Genomic DNA, 17,314 nt, shown 5'->3' with positions numbered 1-17,314 from the left:
GTCACGCCCCCTCGAATCGATAGCCAACGCCCCATACGTTGGTCAAATATCTCGGCTCTTCCGGATCAAGCTCGATCTTCTCGCGAAGTCGGCTTAGATGCACACGAATCGTATGTCGGTCGCCAAAACCGTCCCAGAACTTCGCAAGCAGCTGATCATAGGTGAACACCTGCCTCGGATGTTCCGCAAACAACCGAAGCAGGTCGTATTCCTTCGGAGTAAGAGAGATGTCTTGACCGTCAACGAACACTTCCCGCGTGGTTACATCAAGTTTGATACGGCCATAATCGAGCACACGGGAACGGCTGTCTTGCTGCGGACCTGTACGCCGAAGGACCGCCTTCACGCGGGCGATGATCTCGCCGGGCGATGAGGTTTTTACGATATAGTCGTCCCCCCCGAGCGTTAGTCCGCGGATTTTGTCCACATCATCACCGCGCGCGCTAAGGAACAGGATTGGAACGCCACTCTCCGCCCGTACTTGCCGACAGAAATCAAAACCGTTCTGTCCCGGCATCATGATATCTAGGATGATGCAATGCACGGCATGCAGTTGAAACAGGTTCCATGCCTCAGCTGTATCGTTTGCGATAACGACCCTAAAGTTATCATTCTCCAAAAAATCTCTTAATAGTTCGGCAATGCTTTGGTCATCGTCCACGACGAGAATCGTATTGATATCGATCATGCGTAAATTCCACCTCTTTCCGCTATCTTATCACGTATTCCGTAAGGATTTGAGCAACCTTCCGTTTTGTGATCAATTGTTTATAGTTTTGTGATTTTTCCACCCCTTCTTTCGAGATTATCGCTTGTTATGCTTCAGTTGTGAACACAATCCATTGCACCACTGAATAGTTGAAGGAGGATGAAAGAATGTTATCGGTACAAATCGTGCTTTTTGACGGCTTCGATCTACTCGATGCCCTTGCTCCCTACGAGGTATTTTGTGCTGCTGAGATGATAACGAACAATGCGTTAAGCGTTGCGCTCGTTACCGCCGAGGGGCCCAGACCCGTGCCTAGCGGCACGAAAGGATTAAAAATCGAGGCCGGCGGTCGACTGGATCCGGAGCGTCCGGGCCTTATTATTGTGCCCGGGGCGTCAGGGCCCATCGAAGGAGACGGCCCTGATTCGGTTCCATCCCTTTTGGGAAGAACCGTCCATACGGCGTTGCCCGGCATGCTCGGCAAGGCGCTCGAACAAAAAGACGTCATCGTCGCAACGGTATGCGGCGGGTCCCTGATACTGGCTATGGCCGGGCTGCTTGAAGGCAGACCGGCTGTAACGAATCATCTGGGTATGGATTTACTGGGTGCAACCGGGGCCGTCCCCATCCCGGCGCGTGTCGTCGATGACGGCAACCTGGTTACCGGCGGTGGCGTCACGTCGGGACTCGATGTGGCCCTCTATCTGGTAGAGCGCGAGTTGGGACCGCGCATCTCGTACGAGATCGAGCAGCTGTTCGAATACGAGCGGAGGGGAACGGTCTGGCAGGCGACGGGTATGGCGCCAATACCGAAGACGGGCAGAGAGCCTCAGAAAACGGAGAAAGTTGCGGAGAATCAAGATGGCGCTCCGGTTAGCAAGTCGCAGCATGTCTTTGCATTCGATGGAAATTGGGATACGACGATTGCTACGCCGGTCGGGAAGCTGCCGGTTAGGCTATTCATTGCTACATACAATGGCGTTGTCCACGGGAAGGCCGTACAAGGGGATGAAACGGTTGATTTTCTTAACCCGGCTCTAGTAGATGGGAAGCTAACCTGGCTGCTGAAAATTTCAAAACCGATGCGCTTAAATCTGAAATTTGAAGTGGCTGTGGAGGGTGATCATTTGACCGGGGTCGCGAAGGCCGGCATGCTTCCGGCATCCAAATTAACGGGCAGAAGAATTCCATGAAGAGACAGGTAACATGGTATAACCTGCTTGCCGGTGTCAGCTTCCTGTTCATCTTGTACGCCCTAACGAAAAACTACATTTTCGATCCCGAAGCAAAAAGCTTCTTAAGCCATAAAACCTTGCTGAACCGGGAACTGAATCTGCCCGTCTGGCTCAATGTCATGTACGTGCACGTCGCCTTTGCCTGCGTCGCCATGCTTGCAGGGCTGCTCAACTTTTCAAACCGGTTCATGCAAAAGAGCCGCAAACTGCACCGGATCAATGGCTACATTTATATCGCGTCCGTTCTGCTCGTGGTTGTAACCTCCGGTTATATGGCTCCTTATGCCACCGGGGGCAAGATCAGCAGCATGGGATTCAATATGATCAATCTGATTTGGCCGATGATCACCCTTATGGCGTTTGTCCAAATCAAAAAGAAACAGGTAATCCGTCATCGGAACTGGATGATTCGGAGCTACGCCTTTTGTTTTACGAACATGGCAATTCACCTTCTGACCTCCTTGTTCCATCTCGGATTCGGTCTTACTTATTCGGGCAGCTATACCATCGGCGTTTACGGCTCTATCGTGCTGCTGCTCATCATTCCGGAAATAATCATTAGAACCGTCGGCAAACCCCGTGTTATTTCAACCTATCTATAAATGCCTATGACTTCACACAGGGCTACCTCCTATGTGATTGTTGCTTTGTGAAAGGAATACCCGCCGTCGGTTTGACGGCGGGTATCATTTGTGAGGCTATCGTAACGGTTGCCGTCAAGTCTTTTGGCACTATCGTATCCGTTAGTTTCGGGGAAGTTCCCTGCACATGAGCATTGTAACGGAACTGGGAGGCCTTATTCAGTCCTTTATCCCACTTTTCAGATTGTAAGGGAACTGTGAGACCTTATTCTCCAAAAAACCATAGGATTTCACTCTGTTTTGTGCCAATAACGGCGCACAGTTCCGTTAGATCTTATCCCTTGCAACTTTCAGCAAAATAACGGTGCTCAGTTCCGTTATACTTCATTAAACTGCCCGTTAGCTCAATAAAAAGAACGCTCCCGCGCCTTCGCTTGGGCTACGTCCTCCTCATTATATTTCATTTCCAATCACCTATTAAAGAACGTACGCGGGTAGCATGTAGTGCTTAAACAGGGGACTTATCTTAACCTAAGCACTAAGAAAATACTTTATTTTCATTTGACACCCGTTAGCACAACTTCTTGGTTAATATAATTTCTAGTGGTTGCGCATCGAGTAATAGGCATCCAGCATCCCTGTAGCCCAGTTTTCTATAGAAGTGTTGTGAACCTTCATTAGCTTGTGTGGAAGTCATGACCAACTTTAAACCCTGTCGTTTCATTTCGTTCTCCCAAAACTCAACCACCTGTTGTCCAAATCCTCTATTGCGAAACGGTTCATCAATCCAGAGCATATTCATAAACGGTGTGTTGTCCCAAAAATAACCATAACGCATCCATTCAATAAATGCTTCACTTTCATCCTGTAATAAGTAAATCTCCTTTCCCTTAATTTTCGGTCCGATTAGACTTTTCTCAAGATGACGGTCCCGGCGACTTATCCATTCCAGATGCTCGTCCTTTGCAAATACAACTCTCATTAGACCCCCTGCAGATCCCCTGCCTTCTTCTACCATACTAAGCTAAACAAACCAGCGGCCTTCTTATAAAAAAACACTTCGTCCCCGCAGGGACAAAGTGTTAGCTACGAGATACCATCAGGTTACAATTTCCCTTCATGGCTTTCGTCTATGGTTGAATAATACTCACAGTATATTCCTTCCAGTCAGAAAGTCAATACCGGCCTTATTTTACGATGACCGTGATGTAAGCCGGCAGCTTCAGCTTACTGTCCTTCAAGGATGCTCCATCGACAGAGCTGAACGCCAGCTCCGCCCATCCTTCCGCGGGATTAAGCTCGATAACGATTTCCTCCGCGGACAGGTTGTTCAGCACCAGCCGTTTGTCCGCTTCCAGCTCACGAACATAGGCCATAACCCTGCTGTCCGGTGAAGAATACGAGTCAATTGTTCCGCTGCGCAGCACCGCGTCCGCTGCCCGCAGGTGGATCAGCTGCCGGTAATGCGCAAGCAGCGAGTCTTCGTCATTCATCTGTGCTTCCACCGAGACAGAACCGCCTTCATTATACATCCGAGACTGCCATGACGGCTGCCCTTCTCCTCCTGATGGATCCTCGTACCAGACCATTGGTTCACGGATGTGCTCATCCGGCTTGCTGCCGGACATGCCGATTTCTTCCCCGTAGTAGATAAATGGTCTTCCCGGCATCGTCAGCAGCAGAGAAGCAGCCATCTTGGCCTTGTTCACATCTCCCTCCAGCACGCTCATTACACGGTTCTGATCATGGTTCGTGAGGAATGGCGCATCAATGAAGGTGCCACCCGAGCTATCCTCGTAGAGACCAAGAATGCGGCTCAGTGTAGTGACCGCACTGGATGAGCTGCCGGATTTGGTAGCTGCCAGCAGCTGTTCCCCAAGGCTGAAGTTAAAGCCCGAATCGAATGCCTTGTTCAAGTAAGGCGCGATAACGACAGGTGAGTTATCCCAGATCTCGCCGACCAGGTAAGGAGAGTGTCCCCCCTCTTCAAGACCTGCGCGGAACTCTTGCCACCACGCAACATTCTTGTCCGTAATCACTGGCTTGCCGCTCGTGGACTGCACATCGTCATAGATATGCTTGGCTGCGTCCAGCCGGAAGCCGTCGACCCCTGCCTCAAGCCAAAAGCGGCCAGCCTTGATCATCTCCTCCCGAACCTCAGGCTGATCAAAGTTCAGATCAGGCATTCCTTCCCAGAAGACGCCAAGATAATGGCTGCCGCCGCGGTTATGCCAGGCTTTCCCGCCGGTCGCGCTGGTCTCCGACAGGTCAGGGCCGTCCTCATCGGCCGCATCCGCCCATACGTACCAGTCCCGGTAAGGGCTTTCGTCGGATGCCAGGGCATCAAGAAACCAGGGATGCTCAACACTTGTATGATTGACGACGAGGTCCATAATGACGCTGATGCCGCGTTTATGCGCCTCAGCGGTCAGTTCCTTGAAGTCGTCCAGCGTTCCATACTCAGGGTTAATTTCATAGTAATCGGTCACATCATAGCCGTGATAGCTTGGAGAAGGCTGGATCGGCATCAGCCAGATGCCGCTTACGCCCAGATCATCTGTCGTTGACGGATCGCCATCGTTCAGGTAATCAAGCTTCTGAATAACACCCTGCAGATCTCCGATCCCATCTCCATCCGAGTCATAGAAGGAGCGGACGAAGATTTCATAGAACACCTCTGAGCTCTGCACATCGCCGCCAACTGGCTTCGTACTTGTATTCTCCTGCTGCACAGTCTCCTTATGCTCCGTCTCCTTATGCTCCGTCTCCTGCTTGCCCGTTTCCTGTTTACCGGGCTCAGCATTATTGCAGCCCTGAAGGAGCAGCATCATCAGAACAATGGCTGCCGCGAGTACGCAAGCCGCCGTCATTTTCCTCCTAAGTGAACGACTTACCCGGGCATTATGCATACGCCTCATCCCTTGGTCGCTCCTGCCGTCAGGCCGTCAATGAGGAAGCGCTGCAGGAACATGAACAGAACGGCCACAGGTATGGCTGCGAGGACGGAGCCTGCTGCGAACAGCGTAAATTCCGTACTCTGGTAGTTGTCGACGAGCTCGAACAGCCCAACGGCCAGCGTCCAGTTCTCCCGCGAGCGCAGAATCAGTCGGGCGAAGATAAAGTCGACCCATGCACCCGTAAAAGTTGTCAGCGACACATACGTGATAATCGGCTTGGACAGCGGCAGAATAATGCGCCAGAATACCGTCCAGTGACTGGCACCGTCTATGCGTGCCGACTCTTCAAGCGCCTTTGGCAGCGTATCGAAATACCCTTTGGCGACAAACATGCCCAGTGCCGCGCCGGCAGAATAGACGAGCACAAGCGCCCATTTGCTGTCCAGCATGTTCATCTGCAGCAGCAGGATATAGATCGCGATCATACTCATGAAGCCCGGGAACATGCCAAGCACGAGCACCGTCGACATAATCGCCTTACGGCCCGCGAAGCGGAACCGGGATATCGCATAGGCTGTGATCAGCTGGATAAGGGTACCAAGGATCATACTCGTTACCGCAACCTGCAGGGTATTCCAAAACCAGCGCACGAACGGAATCTGCTTGTTATCAAGATTGGCGCCCTGGAACAGATTCTTGTAATGATCCAGTGTCAATGCCCGCGGTATGAAGGTTTCACTGAACAGAGAGCTGCCAGCCTTGAAGGAGGACATGATCGTGAATGCCGCAGGATAGATACAGGCCAGAGCGATCAAGATCAGCAGGATATAACTGAGCGTAAGCTTCCATATTGACGTCTTCATTGAATCATATCCTCCTCTTTGAACGATTTCGTCCGGCTGTAGCTCCAGATCGACAGGGATGCGATAATCAGGAAAATAATGATGCCGACCGCTGATGCGATATTGTAGCGGCTGTTATCCAGCGTCAGTTTGTAAAGCCAGGTTACGAGCAGGTCCGTTGAACCCGCCATATTGTACTCCAGTGTCTTCGGGTCACCCTTGGTCAAGAGGAAGATAACATTAAAGTTATTGATATTGCCGGCAAACTGCATGATCAGCAGCGGTGCCGTCGCAAACAGGACATACGGCATCGTTATATTCTTGAACTTGGTGAACCCGGAAGCCCCGTCTACATCCGCTGCCTCGTACAAGTCCTTTGGAATAGCCGTCAGAATCCCCATAACAAGTATCATCGAGACCGGTATGCCGATCCACATGTTAACGACAATCAGCGATACCTTCGCCCAGAACGGATCACTCAGCCAAGGCAGCCCATCCAGACCGAAGTATCGGAAGTACTGGTTGATTGGACCGAATTTGTCGTTGAGCAGGTTCCGCATAATAAGCAGCGAGATAAACTGGGGTATGGCGTAAGGAATGATAAAGATCGTGCGCCACATGCCTTTAAGCTTAATGCCCTTCTGGTGGATCAGCAGCGCAACGAAGATGCCGCCGAAGTAACAGGTTACGGTAGAGAGCACTGCCCAGATTACCGTCCACGACAGTACACCGAAGAAGGTACCCGCCCACGCCTTCAGAAAAAACAGATCGCCGAAGGTTTTGAATCCAACCCAGTCCACCAGGCTCTTGGGCGGGATATGGTCCGGTGCCGAATAGTTGGTGAACGCCATGAGGACCATGAAGGCAATTGGCATAATGGTGAAGAACAGCACCCCGACAATCGGAAGCGACAGCAGCAGCCACGGGAACCCCTCATTCTGTACGTTGCGGATCGTTTGGGCCAGGGACGGAGCGACGCCTCCCTTATCGCGAATCTGTCCGTTGCGGTATGCATCGCGGATGTTGACAATATATACGACGATATAAATTAAACCAATGATCACGGCCAGCAGTCCGTAAATCATCATAAATATGGAGTGATCGCCTTCCACATTGACATATCTGCGGCCGACCTTCTCCAGATGTGTCGCTTTGTCTCCAAGGGTGATAAGACCACCGATGTCGTAGAACAGCCTCGTGAAAAAAGCCGTAAGAGCTGCCACATGTACGAATAAGAAGAGCAGGGCTTTTCCGTACTGCCGGTTATATAGTTGCCCAAGCCCCATCGTTAGGACTGATAGCCAAGCTGCTGTCTTCGCATGTTTGCGCACGTAGTTCATTCCTTTCTCTGCCTGATCCTGCTGACAAGCTACCCGCCGGAATCCCGGCGGGTAGTGTGTCAGATCGTGAGATCCTTCTTATTTGACCATGTTTTGCTGCATCTTGCTCACCATGTCGTCGAGCGCCTTCTGCGGATCAATGCCGTCATTCCACATAGCCGCCAGTGTTGCATCTATTGTATTCCAATACTGAACCATCTCAGGAATCGAAGGCATCGGGACCGAATTCTCGAACTGCTCCAGGAAGCCGGAAGCGATTGGATCATTCTTAATAACCTCATCCTCAGCAAGCGTCTTGTCTGCAGGCAGGTTGCCTGTCATTTCGAAGTTCTTCTTCTGCCATTCAGCGGATGTGATGTAGTGTGCGAACAGCTTCGCGGCATCCGGATATGGCGTGAACGCGTTTACATAATATGCCTTGACACCAGAGAAAGGCTTCATTGGCTGACCATTAGGCAGCGCCGGGTATGGTGCAACGCCTAGATTCGTTACCTTCTCCTTCAAGGAACCGGTATCCCACGGACCGCTGACATTCATAGCAAGCTTCCCGGACTCGAAGAGGGATTTCTTGATGTCACCTGTAATATCAGATGTCTGGAGCGGCAGTACAGTGCTGCGCAGGCTTTGGTAGAACTTGCCGGCCTCAACAGCCTCAGGCGTATTCATTCCGATATCACTCGGATTCGTACCGTTATCACCGAATACGTAAGCGCCGTAGCCGCCGAAGAAGCCGTAGCTCCAGTAGCCGTTGCCCAGTTCCCACATGTACGCCCACTTATTATTGTTCGAATCATTGAAACCCTTAGCAAACTCGATAACCCCGTCCCATGTCGCGGGAACTTCGTCAATCAGATCCTTGTTATAGAACACCGCTGTCGTTTCAACCGATTTTGGATAGCCGTACAGCATGCCATCGACCGAAACAGCTTCAATCGCCGTCTCATAAGCGCTTTCCTTCGTCTCTGCTTCGAACCAGTCGTTCGGCAAAATCAGACCAGCCGACACTGCGCTTCCTGTACGGTCATGTACCGCAGCGAATACATCAGCGCCGACCTTAGCCGGTCCGTCCGTTGTCATCCGCTCAACAGATTTGTCTGCACCGACTTCCGTAAATTCTACAGGTACGCCATATTCCGCGGTAAAAGCTTTAGCCGCCGCTTCTACGAATGCCTTCTGGTCGCCGCTGTCCCATACGATCAGCTTGGCGCCTTCTTCCGGTACAAGCTCTTCTTCTTCAATCGCTTCTTCGCTGACAGCGCCTCCATTATTGCCCGTTTGGTTCGCAGGCTGATTGGTTCCTTGATTGCCGCTGTTATTTGCTTTGCCGCCTCCGCAGGCTGCCAGTGTAAACACAAGCACCAGAGCCATTAGCATAACCGCCGTCTTTTTAACTTGTTTCATTGCGTACCCACCTTTTATAAGTATTTGTGTATAAAGCGAATTTTCTTTATGCAAACGTTTGTCCGGAAGTGCAATGTCCACCCATTTTGAACAAATTAAGGGATACCCAGACAGAAAAAAGGTACAACCTGGCAGTTAAACTTCATGCTACGAGGTTGTACCCAGTTAGGTAACATTGCCTTCAATTTGTCAAAAACCGCTGGATAATTCCGTTGCTCGCTTGCTTGCTTTCATCATACGCAACTATAAAAGCGTTTGCAATCGTCGAATTTAACCGTTTCCATAAAAATAGTAAGAATTATCTCAAGGAATCTTGCTATTACTCATGCATGCTACTGATAACGCAATTTCCATTACCCTATTTAGTGATTCATTTCTTTTGCAGCCTTTAGCATATGGCTTACTCAACCCCCTTGGCGCAAACGTTTGTTTACTGGAGAACCTGTAATAACATTGAAAAGCCGCAGCGGATAAGGAATAATATAACTATGAGCACTATTACAAGGAGGCTGCTTAAGCTGATGCAACAAGCGATAACCCTTAATTATGAAGGAAAAACACTACGCGGAATGGAACACATTCCTGCAGCTTCCCAAGGTCCCCTCCCTGCTGTCATTATGTTTCACGGCTTCACGGGAACCAAGCTGGGATCTCACCGGTTCTTCTTAAAAATTTCCAGACAACTAGAGAAGCTGGGCTATGCCGTGTTCCGCTATGATTTTTACGGGAGCGGTGAAAGTGACGGCGACTTTGAGGAGATGACGGTTTCGGGCGAGCTCGCCGATGCCAACGCGATACTTGACCAAGTGAGGGCTGATCCAAGAATTGATAACAGCCGAATCAGCGTAATCGGTTTCAGCATGGGGGGGCTCATTGCAAGTGTACTGGCCGGGGACCGTCCGGATGATATAGACCGCCTCATCCTGCTTGCCCCTGCCGGAATCATGAAGGAGCTGATTAAAGCTGCGGCCGGAGACTATCTTGCATCATCGGATGCGGAAACATTTGATTGGGGCGGCAACCTTATTGGGAGAGCGTTCTCTGTGGATCTGGAGACTTTTGATGTTTTTGGCAGATCGAAGGCCTTCCAGAAGGATGTTCTGCTAATCCACGGAACGGAGGATAAGACGGTACCAGCGGCTGTATCCCAAATGTATAAAGAGCAGGTGTACGGGGATCGTGCGCGTATCCATTATATTGCCAATTGTGATCATAACTTTAACAGCCATGCCTGGGAAAGCGAACTGATTGAGCAGATCGGCCAGTTTATGGGCAGAGCTTAAGCATAACTCGAGAGCAGCCCGGCCAAGCAATCTCAAGTCATCATTGTCTTAACTACATAGAAGCTGTCTTCGCAAGGTGCGAAGACGGCTTCTATTCATTTTATCCCCTGGAAAAAAAGAGCTGCCACAACCGGACTTTATCGGCTTTGGACAGCTCCTTTTATGTCATGACCTGACTAACGTATTCAGCAGGCTCTTATTTGAAGATTTTCGTGCGCTCTTCAACCGGCTGGAAATCCTTGTCGCCTGCTGGCGCACCCGGTTTGCCGAAAGGCATTTGAGCGATTAGCTTCCACGATTCAGGCAGACTCCACTGTGCTTTAACCTTGTCATCAATCAGCGGGTTGTAGTGCTGGAGGGATGCGCCAAGGCCTTCACCCTCTAGGGCAGTCCAGATAACAAGCTGCAGCATGGCATTGGCATGCTCAGCCCATACCGGGAAGCGGTCTTGGTATGACGGGAACTGCTGCTGCAGACCTTCAACAACGCGCATTTCCTCGAAGAACAGAACCGTACCATGACCTGCGCGGAAGCTGTCCATCTTCTGCTGGGTCGACTCGAACTGATCTGCAGGCACGATGGCCTTCAGAATTTCAGTTGTCAGGTCCCACAGCTTATGATGGTGAGCGCCAAGGAGTACGACTGCACGGCTGGATTGCGAGTTGAAGGATGATGGTGTGTGCTTGACTGCCTCTTCTACAATTTCCTGAATGCGTTCATCGGAGATCGGGGATTCGCTAGTAATGCTGTAGATGGAACGGCGGTTTTGAATCGCTTTGAAAAATTCATTTGTCATTGTCATCGTTAACTACCTCCAAAGTATCTTAATATTATTAAGTACCTATATTATTTTAACAAAGGATGCTTCCTGATTGCAACAATAATATTCCAATTTCCTTCAGCAAGCTCCAATTATTCTGGTCTCTTTAATGAAAATACGCGGCCGATCAGAGCATAATCATCTCCTGCCATCCGGCTTACCGGCTTCAACAGCCCTGGATCAATATGCCCATGCTCGTTGTAGAGTTCTTCCGCAATATGAATTCGCTTCACTCGTACAATAAGAAGATCACAGGAAGGCTGCCCGCTGTCTCCAAGCTCGATCGCCTGCTCCAAGCAGCATTCCATACGAATCCTGGCTTCAGCAACTCCCGGCACCTTAACCGCTTCACTCGTTACAGGCGTCAAACCGGCAGCAGCCAGCTCACTATCACCGGGAGGGAGATTGGCAGCAGTCTGATTAACTGCCTCCACAATCTCTTCGCTGACAACGTGCACGACAAGCTCCCGCCGCTCAAGCGCATTGCGGGCCGTATCCTTCATCGCTCCTTGTCTTCGCTGTACCGCTATAGAGAGCAGTGGCGGGTCGCTTGAGACAATCGAGAAAAAGCTGAAGGGCGCAGCGTTAACAGCACCGTTATCTGACAGCGTTGTTACCAGTGCAATCGGCCTCGGGATGATACTGCCAATAAGAAGCTTATACGTGTCCCGTCCGCTCTGCCCGGCTGGATCCACCGATATCATTGTCCCCATTGTGCTGCCCCTCCATTCCTTTTTTAGGAATTTCCATACCGCTTACGATACCAGTCAGCAGCAGCTTCCACCTCTGAACCGGTTAACTGATGTCCATAACGTTCCCAGTGCACCGTTACATCGCTGCCTGCATCGCGAAGGAGCTGTTCAAGCTCTTCTGTCTCCTGCGGTGTACATAGCGGATCATTGGAGCCTGCGCCTATGAACACGGAGGTGCCGGCAAGATCAGGCAGCTTCACCCCCCGTATGGGCACCATCGGGTGGTGGAGAATGGCCCCGCGGAATGCATGCTCATAATGGAACAGCAGGCTGCCAGCAATATTAGCTCCGTTAGAGTATCCGATAGCCATCATATTGCTTCTATCCAGCTGATAGCGCTCTGCTGCCTCTTGCAGAAAGTCATAGACCTCCTTCGTACGGAAGACGAGGTCCTCCTCATCGAAGACCCCCTCCGCCAGTCGCCGGAAAAAACGGGGCATTCCATTCTCGAGCACATTCCCCCGCAGGCTGAGGACTGCGGAAGATGGCGAGACCGCCTTAGCGAGCGGCAGCAGATCCCGCTCCGTCCCGCCCGTTCCATGAAACATAACCAGTACAGGAGCGTTAGCATCCGTACCCTGTTCAAATACATGCTTCATCTTAACGTTTCACCTCCTGCGGTCTGCGGACTTCTATTGGTTGAAGGTTAGCTTCAATGGCCTCACGGTGCGGCTCAAACCATTCCGGGAGCATGAGCTTCTCCCCTAGCGTCTCAGGCGCTTCATCCCTTGCAAAGCCTGGCGGATCAGTAGCAATCTCGAACAAGATGCCGCCTCCTTCACGGAAGTACACCGCATTGAAGTACTGCCGGTCTACAATAGGGGTTGGCACATAGCCGGACTGTTCGACGGATTGTCTCCAAGCCTCATGCTCTTCATGATCCTTGGCTCTCCAGGCAATATGGTGAACAGTGCCCGCTCCGCCGTTGCCGGCAGGTACGGGTGTGAGAGGAACATCGATGACATTGCCTATATCGCCCGCGGCCTGGAACCGTGCGTGTTGACCGTCTGCTCCAGTCTTGCGGAAGCTGAAAACACGCTCCAGTGCACCCATGGTTTCTTCTGGCTTTAGACTATATAGGACCGCACCTGCAAATCCTTTAATCGCTGTATCCTTGGTGATGCCGTCAAACGACCAGTTGCTCGCTCTGCCTCCCTCGCGCTCAACAAGCTCCAGCCGCAGCCCTTCATTGTCGCTGAATTGCAGAGATTCCTCTCCGAATCGTTCATGCCGTTCCGTCTCGATCCCCAGTCTGGACAAACGCTCTGCCCAGAAGCTCATGGCACCCTTCGGTATAGCATAAGCGGTTATGCCAACCTGCCCGCCGCCAATTCTCCCCCTGCGGGAGTCCGGCCATGGGAAGAAGGTGATGATCGTTCCGGGGCTCCCCCCTTCATTGCCAAAATAAAGGTGGTACACCTCCGGAGCATCAAAGTTTATTGTCCGCTTTACCAGTCGCAATCCCAGCACCCCTGCATAAAAATCAACATTACCTTGCGGATCGCGTGCAAATGCCGTGATATGGTGAATACCTGCTGACTGCAGCTTCATTCTGATCCTCTCCTTCTTAATTAAACATTCGTACCTGCCGGCACACATATACATTAGGATTCCAACTTTATCGGAGCCCCGCTAAATATCTTTAATTTAAGATATTGGGGCTGTAGAGAGACCCTTCTACCAGTTGCCCGTCTCGGCTCCCTTACCCAGCTTCTTCAAGAGTTCGGCCGCCGTCTGCTTTTCTTCCTCCGATAAAGCACCCATCATTTCGTGCACAGCTGAGGCATGCTCAGGGAAAATTCCGTCGAGGAGCTTATTGCCAGCTTCCGTTATCTCGGCGTATGTGACCCTGCGGTCCTTCTCGCATGGAATACGCTTTAACAGTCCCTTGGCTTCAAGCTTATCGATGTTGTACGTCACACTCCCGCTTGTTACCAGTACCTTCTCCCCGATTTGCTGAAGCGGGGTACGACCCTTGTTGTAGAGGACTTCTAGAATCATGAACTCGGATGGCGACAAGCCGTGCCGTTTCATGTCCTTGATTGCCTTATCCATAATGGTGCGGTAAGCTTTGGACAACACAACGAAGAGCTTAAGAGATTGAGCCGTGCTATCTACTTGATGCTCTGCCATATCGTCACCGGCCTCCAATCATTGCTTTAAAAGCATATATCTTAAATTTAAGATAATCAATTTATTACCGTTTGTCAAGGTTATCAATTCCATAGGCCCCACGTTATCATGTATAATAGCTTACATACATGTTCCGGAAAGCAGGTGACATCATGGACGGACGTAAAGCGGTATTTATTATTTTGGGTGTTTGTGCGGCGCTCGCTGCTGTCATATATCTTCTCGTGCAGTATGCTTCGGGTAATGATGATTTGATTAGGGCACCGCAGCAGGCATCGGAGCTGCGTGCAGATCTACCGGTTAGTAACCGTTAATTAACTGCTCGTGCTGAAGAACACAGACAGTTTTGGTGAACCAAGCTGCATCGTTTCCAAAATCTGAGTCTCACAACCGGGCAGCTTTTCCTCGATATAGTAGGTATACACCTATCGAGGAGTGATGATGTGAAGTTTAAAACAGGAATACTCGGCGTCACCGCCGGCCTGCTGTTGATGGCTGGCACTGCTCAAGGCGCTTCCTATACGGTCCTGCCTGGGGATTCGCTCTGGAAAATATCGCTTAAATATGAAACTACCGTTACGGACCTGGTTCAGCGCAACCAGCTTACGTCCGATGTCTTATATCCCGGTCAAGTGATTGAAGTTCCAGGCCCATCGGCTCACATCGTACAAGATGAAACCATGTGGCAGATCAGCCAAAAATACGGGATTACGTTAGATGCGCTCATTAAAGCCAATCCACAAATCAGCAATCCAAACAACGTATGGAACGGCCTTACCGTTTGGATTCCCGATACAAAATTATCTACACCTGTATCTACACCTGCACCTGCACCTGCACCTGTAGTGCAGCCAAAGCCGGCTCAACCCGCTGCCTATGCGGACGGTGTTTTCCCCCTAGCCAAAGGAACCTTCCAGCTGCCTCTCGTAAACAACTACAATGACGGAAGGTCCTGGACACCAGCGGGCGAACAGCTGCGCAAGCACGATGGCGTCGATATCTTCGCCAAGCAGGGAACACCGATCTACAGCATACTCGACGGCCAAATCATCAACTACGGCTGGAATGAATACGGGGGCTGGCGGGTCACCATTCGCGTCGATTCCACAACGGCCTTCTATTATGCTCATTTAAGTGAATATGCACCTGGTCTTGGTAAAGGGGTCTCCGTTAAAAAAGGACAGCTGCTCGGCTACGTGGGCAGCACCGGTTACGGCCCGGAAGGCACATCAGGAAAGTTTGATCCTCACCTGCATTTCGGCATCTATAAGACGAGCCCGTCCTGGAGCTCTATTGATCCCTTCCCGTATCTCAAATGGTGGGAGCAGCAGTGAATCAAAAAGAACGAAGCAGCCCTATAGGCTGCTCCGTTCTTTTTTTGTATAAAGTAACACCGGACCTCTCCGCATTAGCCCTTCAGAGCCCCAGCCCTTCGCTGCTAGCGAACCGTTAATGTGCAAGCTGGATCATAGTCAGTCCATCGCCTTGGGATCCATATACATCATTTCCCACAGGTGCCCATCCGGGTCTTCAAAGCTGCGGGTGTACATGAAGCCGTGGTCTACGGGCTCTCCCAGTGCCCTGCCGCCGTGCGACACTGCCTTCTCAGCAATTTCATCCACCTGCTCCCTGTTCTTAGCTGCCAGAGCCAGCATAACCTCAGACGTTTTGGACGCATCAGCAGCCGGCTTTCCGGCCGTAAACGTCTCAAAATACGAATCCAGCAGAAGCATGGCGTATATATGCTCGCTTATGACCAGGCATGCTGCTTGTTCATTGGTGTATTGGTCATTAAATGCAAATCCCAATCCCGTGAAGAACGCCTTGCTCCTCTCCAGATTCTTAACCGGCAAGTTCACAAAGATCATGTTTAACTGCAGTGCCATTGTTATGCCACCTTTCCTTGATTTTGGTTCTGCTTCCTGACTTCATCCTATCATAAACCTGCCCGTCACATTTCTTATAAATTGCGCATTCCGGATCTCAACTTGCCGCCGGCTGGGATATCGGCCCCACAGCCATCTGCTGATTAGCCTGGCGGATCTGCTCCAGATTGTCCCCGTGATACAGGATGTTATGTCCTGCCGTAACTAGAATAAGGAGACAGATTAACAAGAGTACAGGCACTCCGGTTGCTCTGCTTCGGCATCTCCGCATCAGCGCTGTACCTGCTAGCAGGAAGAAGGCAAATATATAGTGACCGGCATAGAGGTACAAGTCGTACTTGAACGTGGCTAGACCGAAGCCCACACCAATATGCAGCAGAATGGCAAAACCAATATAACCGGCAAGCATCCATGTTTCACGCAATTGCCTCTCCCGCAGTATGCCGTAGACCGCCGAAGCGATCACAAGTCCGCCAATCAGATTAACGTACCATGGAACAGCTGAAGATAAATCCGTAGCAAAGGCAGCTATTCCCGCATCTGCCAGGGTCAGTGTTGGTGTCAGCACAGGATGGATGACCAGCATATAGATGACCTGCCAATGCTGTTCCAGATTGAAGGGGGCCGTATAGCTGAAGCCTCCGCTGCTCAGATTGCTGCCTGCTGCGCTCAGCCACGTGCGACCGTCAAACAGTACGTACTGCGCCAATGTACCTGCCGCAATGAAAAGAAGCGACACAGCAGCGATTCGCATCAGCTGGTATAACCAGCTGCCGCGCGCTGTCGTGTACAGCCGCAGCAGCAGAGCGGCCGCATAAGGTATGGCGTTCGTTACAGTAACTGCGAAGTTTCCGGCCATTAATAACGCGTAAGGGAGGACAGCCCCTGCGGGCTGTACAGCGCGCAGCCGCAGATAGAGTATAGAGAGCACAATAATAAACTGCGCATACGGATAGGAATCCGGAATCAGAGCAGAGTACAGGCTGTACGAGCTGATGCCATAGAAGAGCGCAAGAGACAGCGGCAGCCATACAGCATTTCCCCAGGTTCGCAGGTAATAGTAGACTAGCGCTGCGCTGGCTCCGTTAATGAGAGACTGCAGCACGAGAAACAGCCAGTTGCCAGGACCCGCCTCAGCGGCAAGCCGAAGAGTTCCACTGGCGAAGCTGAGAAACGGATGAATCAATGAGATATTAGAGTATCCATAGTACAGGGACGGATCGAAGTTGAACAAATTCAGGCTGAACGGCGCTCCATAGAAGGGGCTTAACCGCTGCAGCAGCTCCTGGTTTTGATCGATATAGAGGAGATAAGGCATATTGAGTACAAAATAAAAGCCGGCAAGTGCCAGCATTAATGCCGCTGCAATCCGGTTGTCGGATTTGTTCTTGAACAGCTCATTGAGAAAAGACATATTATCCACCGCTTTTTTCAG

At 51.0% G+C, this 17,314-nt stretch carries 18 protein-coding genes; 5 read left to right on the top strand and 13 right to left on the bottom strand.

What is annotated here, in order from left to right; genetic code table 11:
- Position 1 precedes the first annotated feature (1 nt).
- A complete protein-coding gene (locus L1N82_RS06015) occupies positions 2 to 688 on the bottom strand; it encodes a response regulator transcription factor (protein WP_235286468.1) in 687 nt (228 codons plus the stop codon).
- A 188-nt stretch (positions 689 to 876) separates the two neighbouring features.
- Between L1N82_RS06015 and L1N82_RS06010 the strand changes: the two genes are divergently transcribed.
- Both L1N82_RS06010 and L1N82_RS06005 read left to right on the top strand, forming a co-directional pair.
- Positions 877 to 1,902, top strand: coding sequence for a DJ-1/PfpI family protein (locus L1N82_RS06010; protein WP_235286467.1), 1,026 nt, complete (start codon positions 877 to 879; stop codon positions 1,900 to 1,902).
- Complete coding sequence (locus tag L1N82_RS06005; RefSeq protein ID WP_235286466.1) at positions 1,899 to 2,546, top strand: DUF2306 domain-containing protein; 648 nt, start codon at positions 1,899 to 1,901, stop codon at positions 2,544 to 2,546. Before L1N82_RS06010 ends, L1N82_RS06005 begins: the two co-directional genes overlap by 4 nt.
- 550 nt (positions 2,547 to 3,096) lie before the next feature.
- Here the strand turns inward: L1N82_RS06005 and L1N82_RS06000 are convergent.
- The 5 genes from L1N82_RS06000 to L1N82_RS05980 form a co-directional block, all read right to left on the bottom strand.
- Complete coding sequence (locus L1N82_RS06000; protein ID WP_235286465.1) at positions 3,097 to 3,507, bottom strand: GNAT family N-acetyltransferase; 411 nt, start codon at positions 3,505 to 3,507, stop codon at positions 3,097 to 3,099.
- A 205-nt stretch (positions 3,508 to 3,712) separates the two neighbouring features.
- Positions 3,713 to 5,443, bottom strand: coding sequence for an alpha-amylase family glycosyl hydrolase (locus L1N82_RS05995; RefSeq protein WP_235286464.1), 1,731 nt, complete (start codon positions 5,441 to 5,443; stop codon positions 3,713 to 3,715).
- A complete protein-coding gene (locus L1N82_RS05990; RefSeq protein WP_235286463.1) occupies positions 5,440 to 6,285 on the bottom strand; it encodes a sugar ABC transporter permease in 846 nt (281 codons plus the stop codon). Before L1N82_RS05990 ends, L1N82_RS05995 begins: the two co-directional genes overlap by 4 nt.
- Positions 6,282 to 7,595, bottom strand: a complete 1,314-nt coding sequence (locus L1N82_RS05985; protein ID WP_235286597.1) for a carbohydrate ABC transporter permease — start codon at positions 7,593 to 7,595, stop codon at positions 6,282 to 6,284. The genes L1N82_RS05990 and L1N82_RS05985 overlap by 4 nt, the downstream gene beginning before the upstream one ends.
- Before the next feature lie 87 nt (positions 7,596 to 7,682).
- Positions 7,683 to 9,005 carry a sugar ABC transporter substrate-binding protein gene (locus tag L1N82_RS05980; RefSeq protein WP_235286462.1) on the bottom strand — a complete coding sequence of 441 codons (1,323 nt, stop codon included), beginning with the start codon at positions 9,003 to 9,005 and terminating at the stop codon, positions 7,683 to 7,685.
- 395 nt (positions 9,006 to 9,400) lie between these two features.
- On the opposite strand from L1N82_RS05980, the gene L1N82_RS05975 reads away from it, so the two are divergent.
- The gene (locus L1N82_RS05975; protein WP_328284437.1) at positions 9,401 to 10,288 is read left to right on the top strand and encodes an alpha/beta hydrolase family protein; all 888 of its coding nucleotides are present in this window, start codon (positions 9,401 to 9,403) and stop codon (positions 10,286 to 10,288) included.
- Between the two features lie 196 nt (positions 10,289 to 10,484).
- Here L1N82_RS05975 and L1N82_RS05970 read toward each other — a convergent pair whose 3' ends face one another.
- The 5 genes from L1N82_RS05970 to L1N82_RS05950 form a co-directional block, all read right to left on the bottom strand.
- A complete protein-coding gene (locus L1N82_RS05970; protein ID WP_235286596.1) occupies positions 10,485 to 11,084 on the bottom strand; it encodes a nitroreductase family protein in 600 nt (199 codons plus the stop codon).
- 116 nt (positions 11,085 to 11,200) lie between these two features.
- A complete protein-coding gene (locus tag L1N82_RS05965; RefSeq protein ID WP_235286595.1) occupies positions 11,201 to 11,812 on the bottom strand; it encodes a flavin reductase family protein in 612 nt (203 codons plus the stop codon).
- Between the two features lie 32 nt (positions 11,813 to 11,844).
- A complete protein-coding gene (locus L1N82_RS05960) occupies positions 11,845 to 12,459 on the bottom strand; it encodes an alpha/beta hydrolase (protein WP_235286460.1) in 615 nt (204 codons plus the stop codon).
- A 1-nt stretch (position 12,460) separates the two neighbouring features.
- Positions 12,461 to 13,411, bottom strand: a complete 951-nt coding sequence (locus L1N82_RS05955) for a ring-cleaving dioxygenase (protein WP_235286459.1) — start codon at positions 13,409 to 13,411, stop codon at positions 12,461 to 12,463.
- Between the two features lie 126 nt (positions 13,412 to 13,537).
- Positions 13,538 to 13,993 carry a MarR family winged helix-turn-helix transcriptional regulator gene (locus tag L1N82_RS05950; RefSeq protein ID WP_235286458.1) on the bottom strand — a complete coding sequence of 152 codons (456 nt, stop codon included), beginning with the start codon at positions 13,991 to 13,993 and terminating at the stop codon, positions 13,538 to 13,540.
- Between the two features lie 152 nt (positions 13,994 to 14,145).
- Between L1N82_RS05950 and L1N82_RS05945 the strand changes: the two genes are divergently transcribed.
- Both L1N82_RS05945 and L1N82_RS05940 read left to right on the top strand, forming a co-directional pair.
- Complete coding sequence (locus L1N82_RS05945; RefSeq protein WP_235286457.1) at positions 14,146 to 14,307, top strand: hypothetical protein; 162 nt, start codon at positions 14,146 to 14,148, stop codon at positions 14,305 to 14,307.
- A 129-nt stretch (positions 14,308 to 14,436) separates the two neighbouring features.
- Positions 14,437 to 15,327, top strand: coding sequence for a LysM peptidoglycan-binding domain-containing protein (locus L1N82_RS05940; RefSeq protein WP_235286456.1), 891 nt, complete (start codon positions 14,437 to 14,439; stop codon positions 15,325 to 15,327).
- 138 nt (positions 15,328 to 15,465) lie between these two features.
- Here the strand turns inward: L1N82_RS05940 and L1N82_RS05935 are convergent, their stop codons facing one another.
- Both L1N82_RS05935 and L1N82_RS05930 read right to left on the bottom strand, forming a co-directional pair.
- Positions 15,466 to 15,879, bottom strand: a complete 414-nt coding sequence (locus L1N82_RS05935) for a VOC family protein (RefSeq protein WP_235286455.1) — start codon at positions 15,877 to 15,879, stop codon at positions 15,466 to 15,468.
- 97 nt (positions 15,880 to 15,976) lie between these two features.
- The gene (locus L1N82_RS05930; protein ID WP_235286454.1) at positions 15,977 to 17,293 is read right to left on the bottom strand and encodes a DUF6080 domain-containing protein; all 1,317 of its coding nucleotides are present in this window, start codon (positions 17,291 to 17,293) and stop codon (positions 15,977 to 15,979) included.
- Between the last annotated feature and the right edge of the window lie 21 nt (positions 17,294 to 17,314).

This window comes from Paenibacillus tarimensis (assembly GCF_021532315.1).
GTDB lineage: Bacteria > Bacillota > Bacilli > Paenibacillales > Paenibacillaceae > Paenibacillus_I > Paenibacillus_I tarimensis.
This window is presented reverse-complemented; position numbering and strand designations above follow the sequence as displayed.

Coding starts and splice junctions, on each gene's coding strand:
- L1N82_RS06015 (WP_235286468.1), bottom strand. CDS start 688: ATGATCGATATCAATACGATTCTCGTCGTGGACGATGACCAAAGCATT.
- L1N82_RS06010 (WP_235286467.1), top strand. CDS start 877: ATGTTATCGGTACAAATCGTGCTTTTTGACGGCTTCGATCTACTCGAT.
- L1N82_RS06005 (WP_235286466.1), top strand. CDS start 1,899: ATGAAGAGACAGGTAACATGGTATAACCTGCTTGCCGGTGTCAGCTTC.
- L1N82_RS06000 (WP_235286465.1), bottom strand. CDS start 3,507: ATGAGAGTTGTATTTGCAAAGGACGAGCATCTGGAATGGATAAGTCGC.
- L1N82_RS05995 (WP_235286464.1), bottom strand. CDS start 5,443: ATGAGGCGTATGCATAATGCCCGGGTAAGTCGTTCACTTAGGAGGAAA.
- L1N82_RS05990 (WP_235286463.1), bottom strand. CDS start 6,285: ATGAAGACGTCAATATGGAAGCTTACGCTCAGTTATATCCTGCTGATC.
- L1N82_RS05980 (WP_235286462.1), bottom strand. CDS start 9,005: ATGAAACAAGTTAAAAAGACGGCGGTTATGCTAATGGCTCTGGTGCTT.
- L1N82_RS05975 (WP_328284437.1), top strand. CDS start 9,401: ATGGCTTACTCAACCCCCTTGGCGCAAACGTTTGTTTACTGGAGAACC.
- L1N82_RS05970 (WP_235286596.1), bottom strand. CDS start 11,084: ATGACAAATGAATTTTTCAAAGCGATTCAAAACCGCCGTTCCATCTAC.
- L1N82_RS05965 (WP_235286595.1), bottom strand. CDS start 11,812: ATGATATCGGTGGATCCAGCCGGGCAGAGCGGACGGGACACGTATAAG.
- L1N82_RS05960 (WP_235286460.1), bottom strand. CDS start 12,459: ATGAAGCATGTATTTGAACAGGGTACGGATGCTAACGCTCCTGTACTG.
- L1N82_RS05955 (WP_235286459.1), bottom strand. CDS start 13,411: ATGAAGCTGCAGTCAGCAGGTATTCACCATATCACGGCATTTGCACGC.
- L1N82_RS05950 (WP_235286458.1), bottom strand. CDS start 13,993: ATGGCAGAGCATCAAGTAGATAGCACGGCTCAATCTCTTAAGCTCTTC.
- L1N82_RS05945 (WP_235286457.1), top strand. CDS start 14,146: ATGGACGGACGTAAAGCGGTATTTATTATTTTGGGTGTTTGTGCGGCG.
- L1N82_RS05935 (WP_235286455.1), bottom strand. CDS start 15,879: ATGGCACTGCAGTTAAACATGATCTTTGTGAACTTGCCGGTTAAGAAT.
- L1N82_RS05930 (WP_235286454.1), bottom strand. CDS start 17,293: ATGTCTTTTCTCAATGAGCTGTTCAAGAACAAATCCGACAACCGGATT.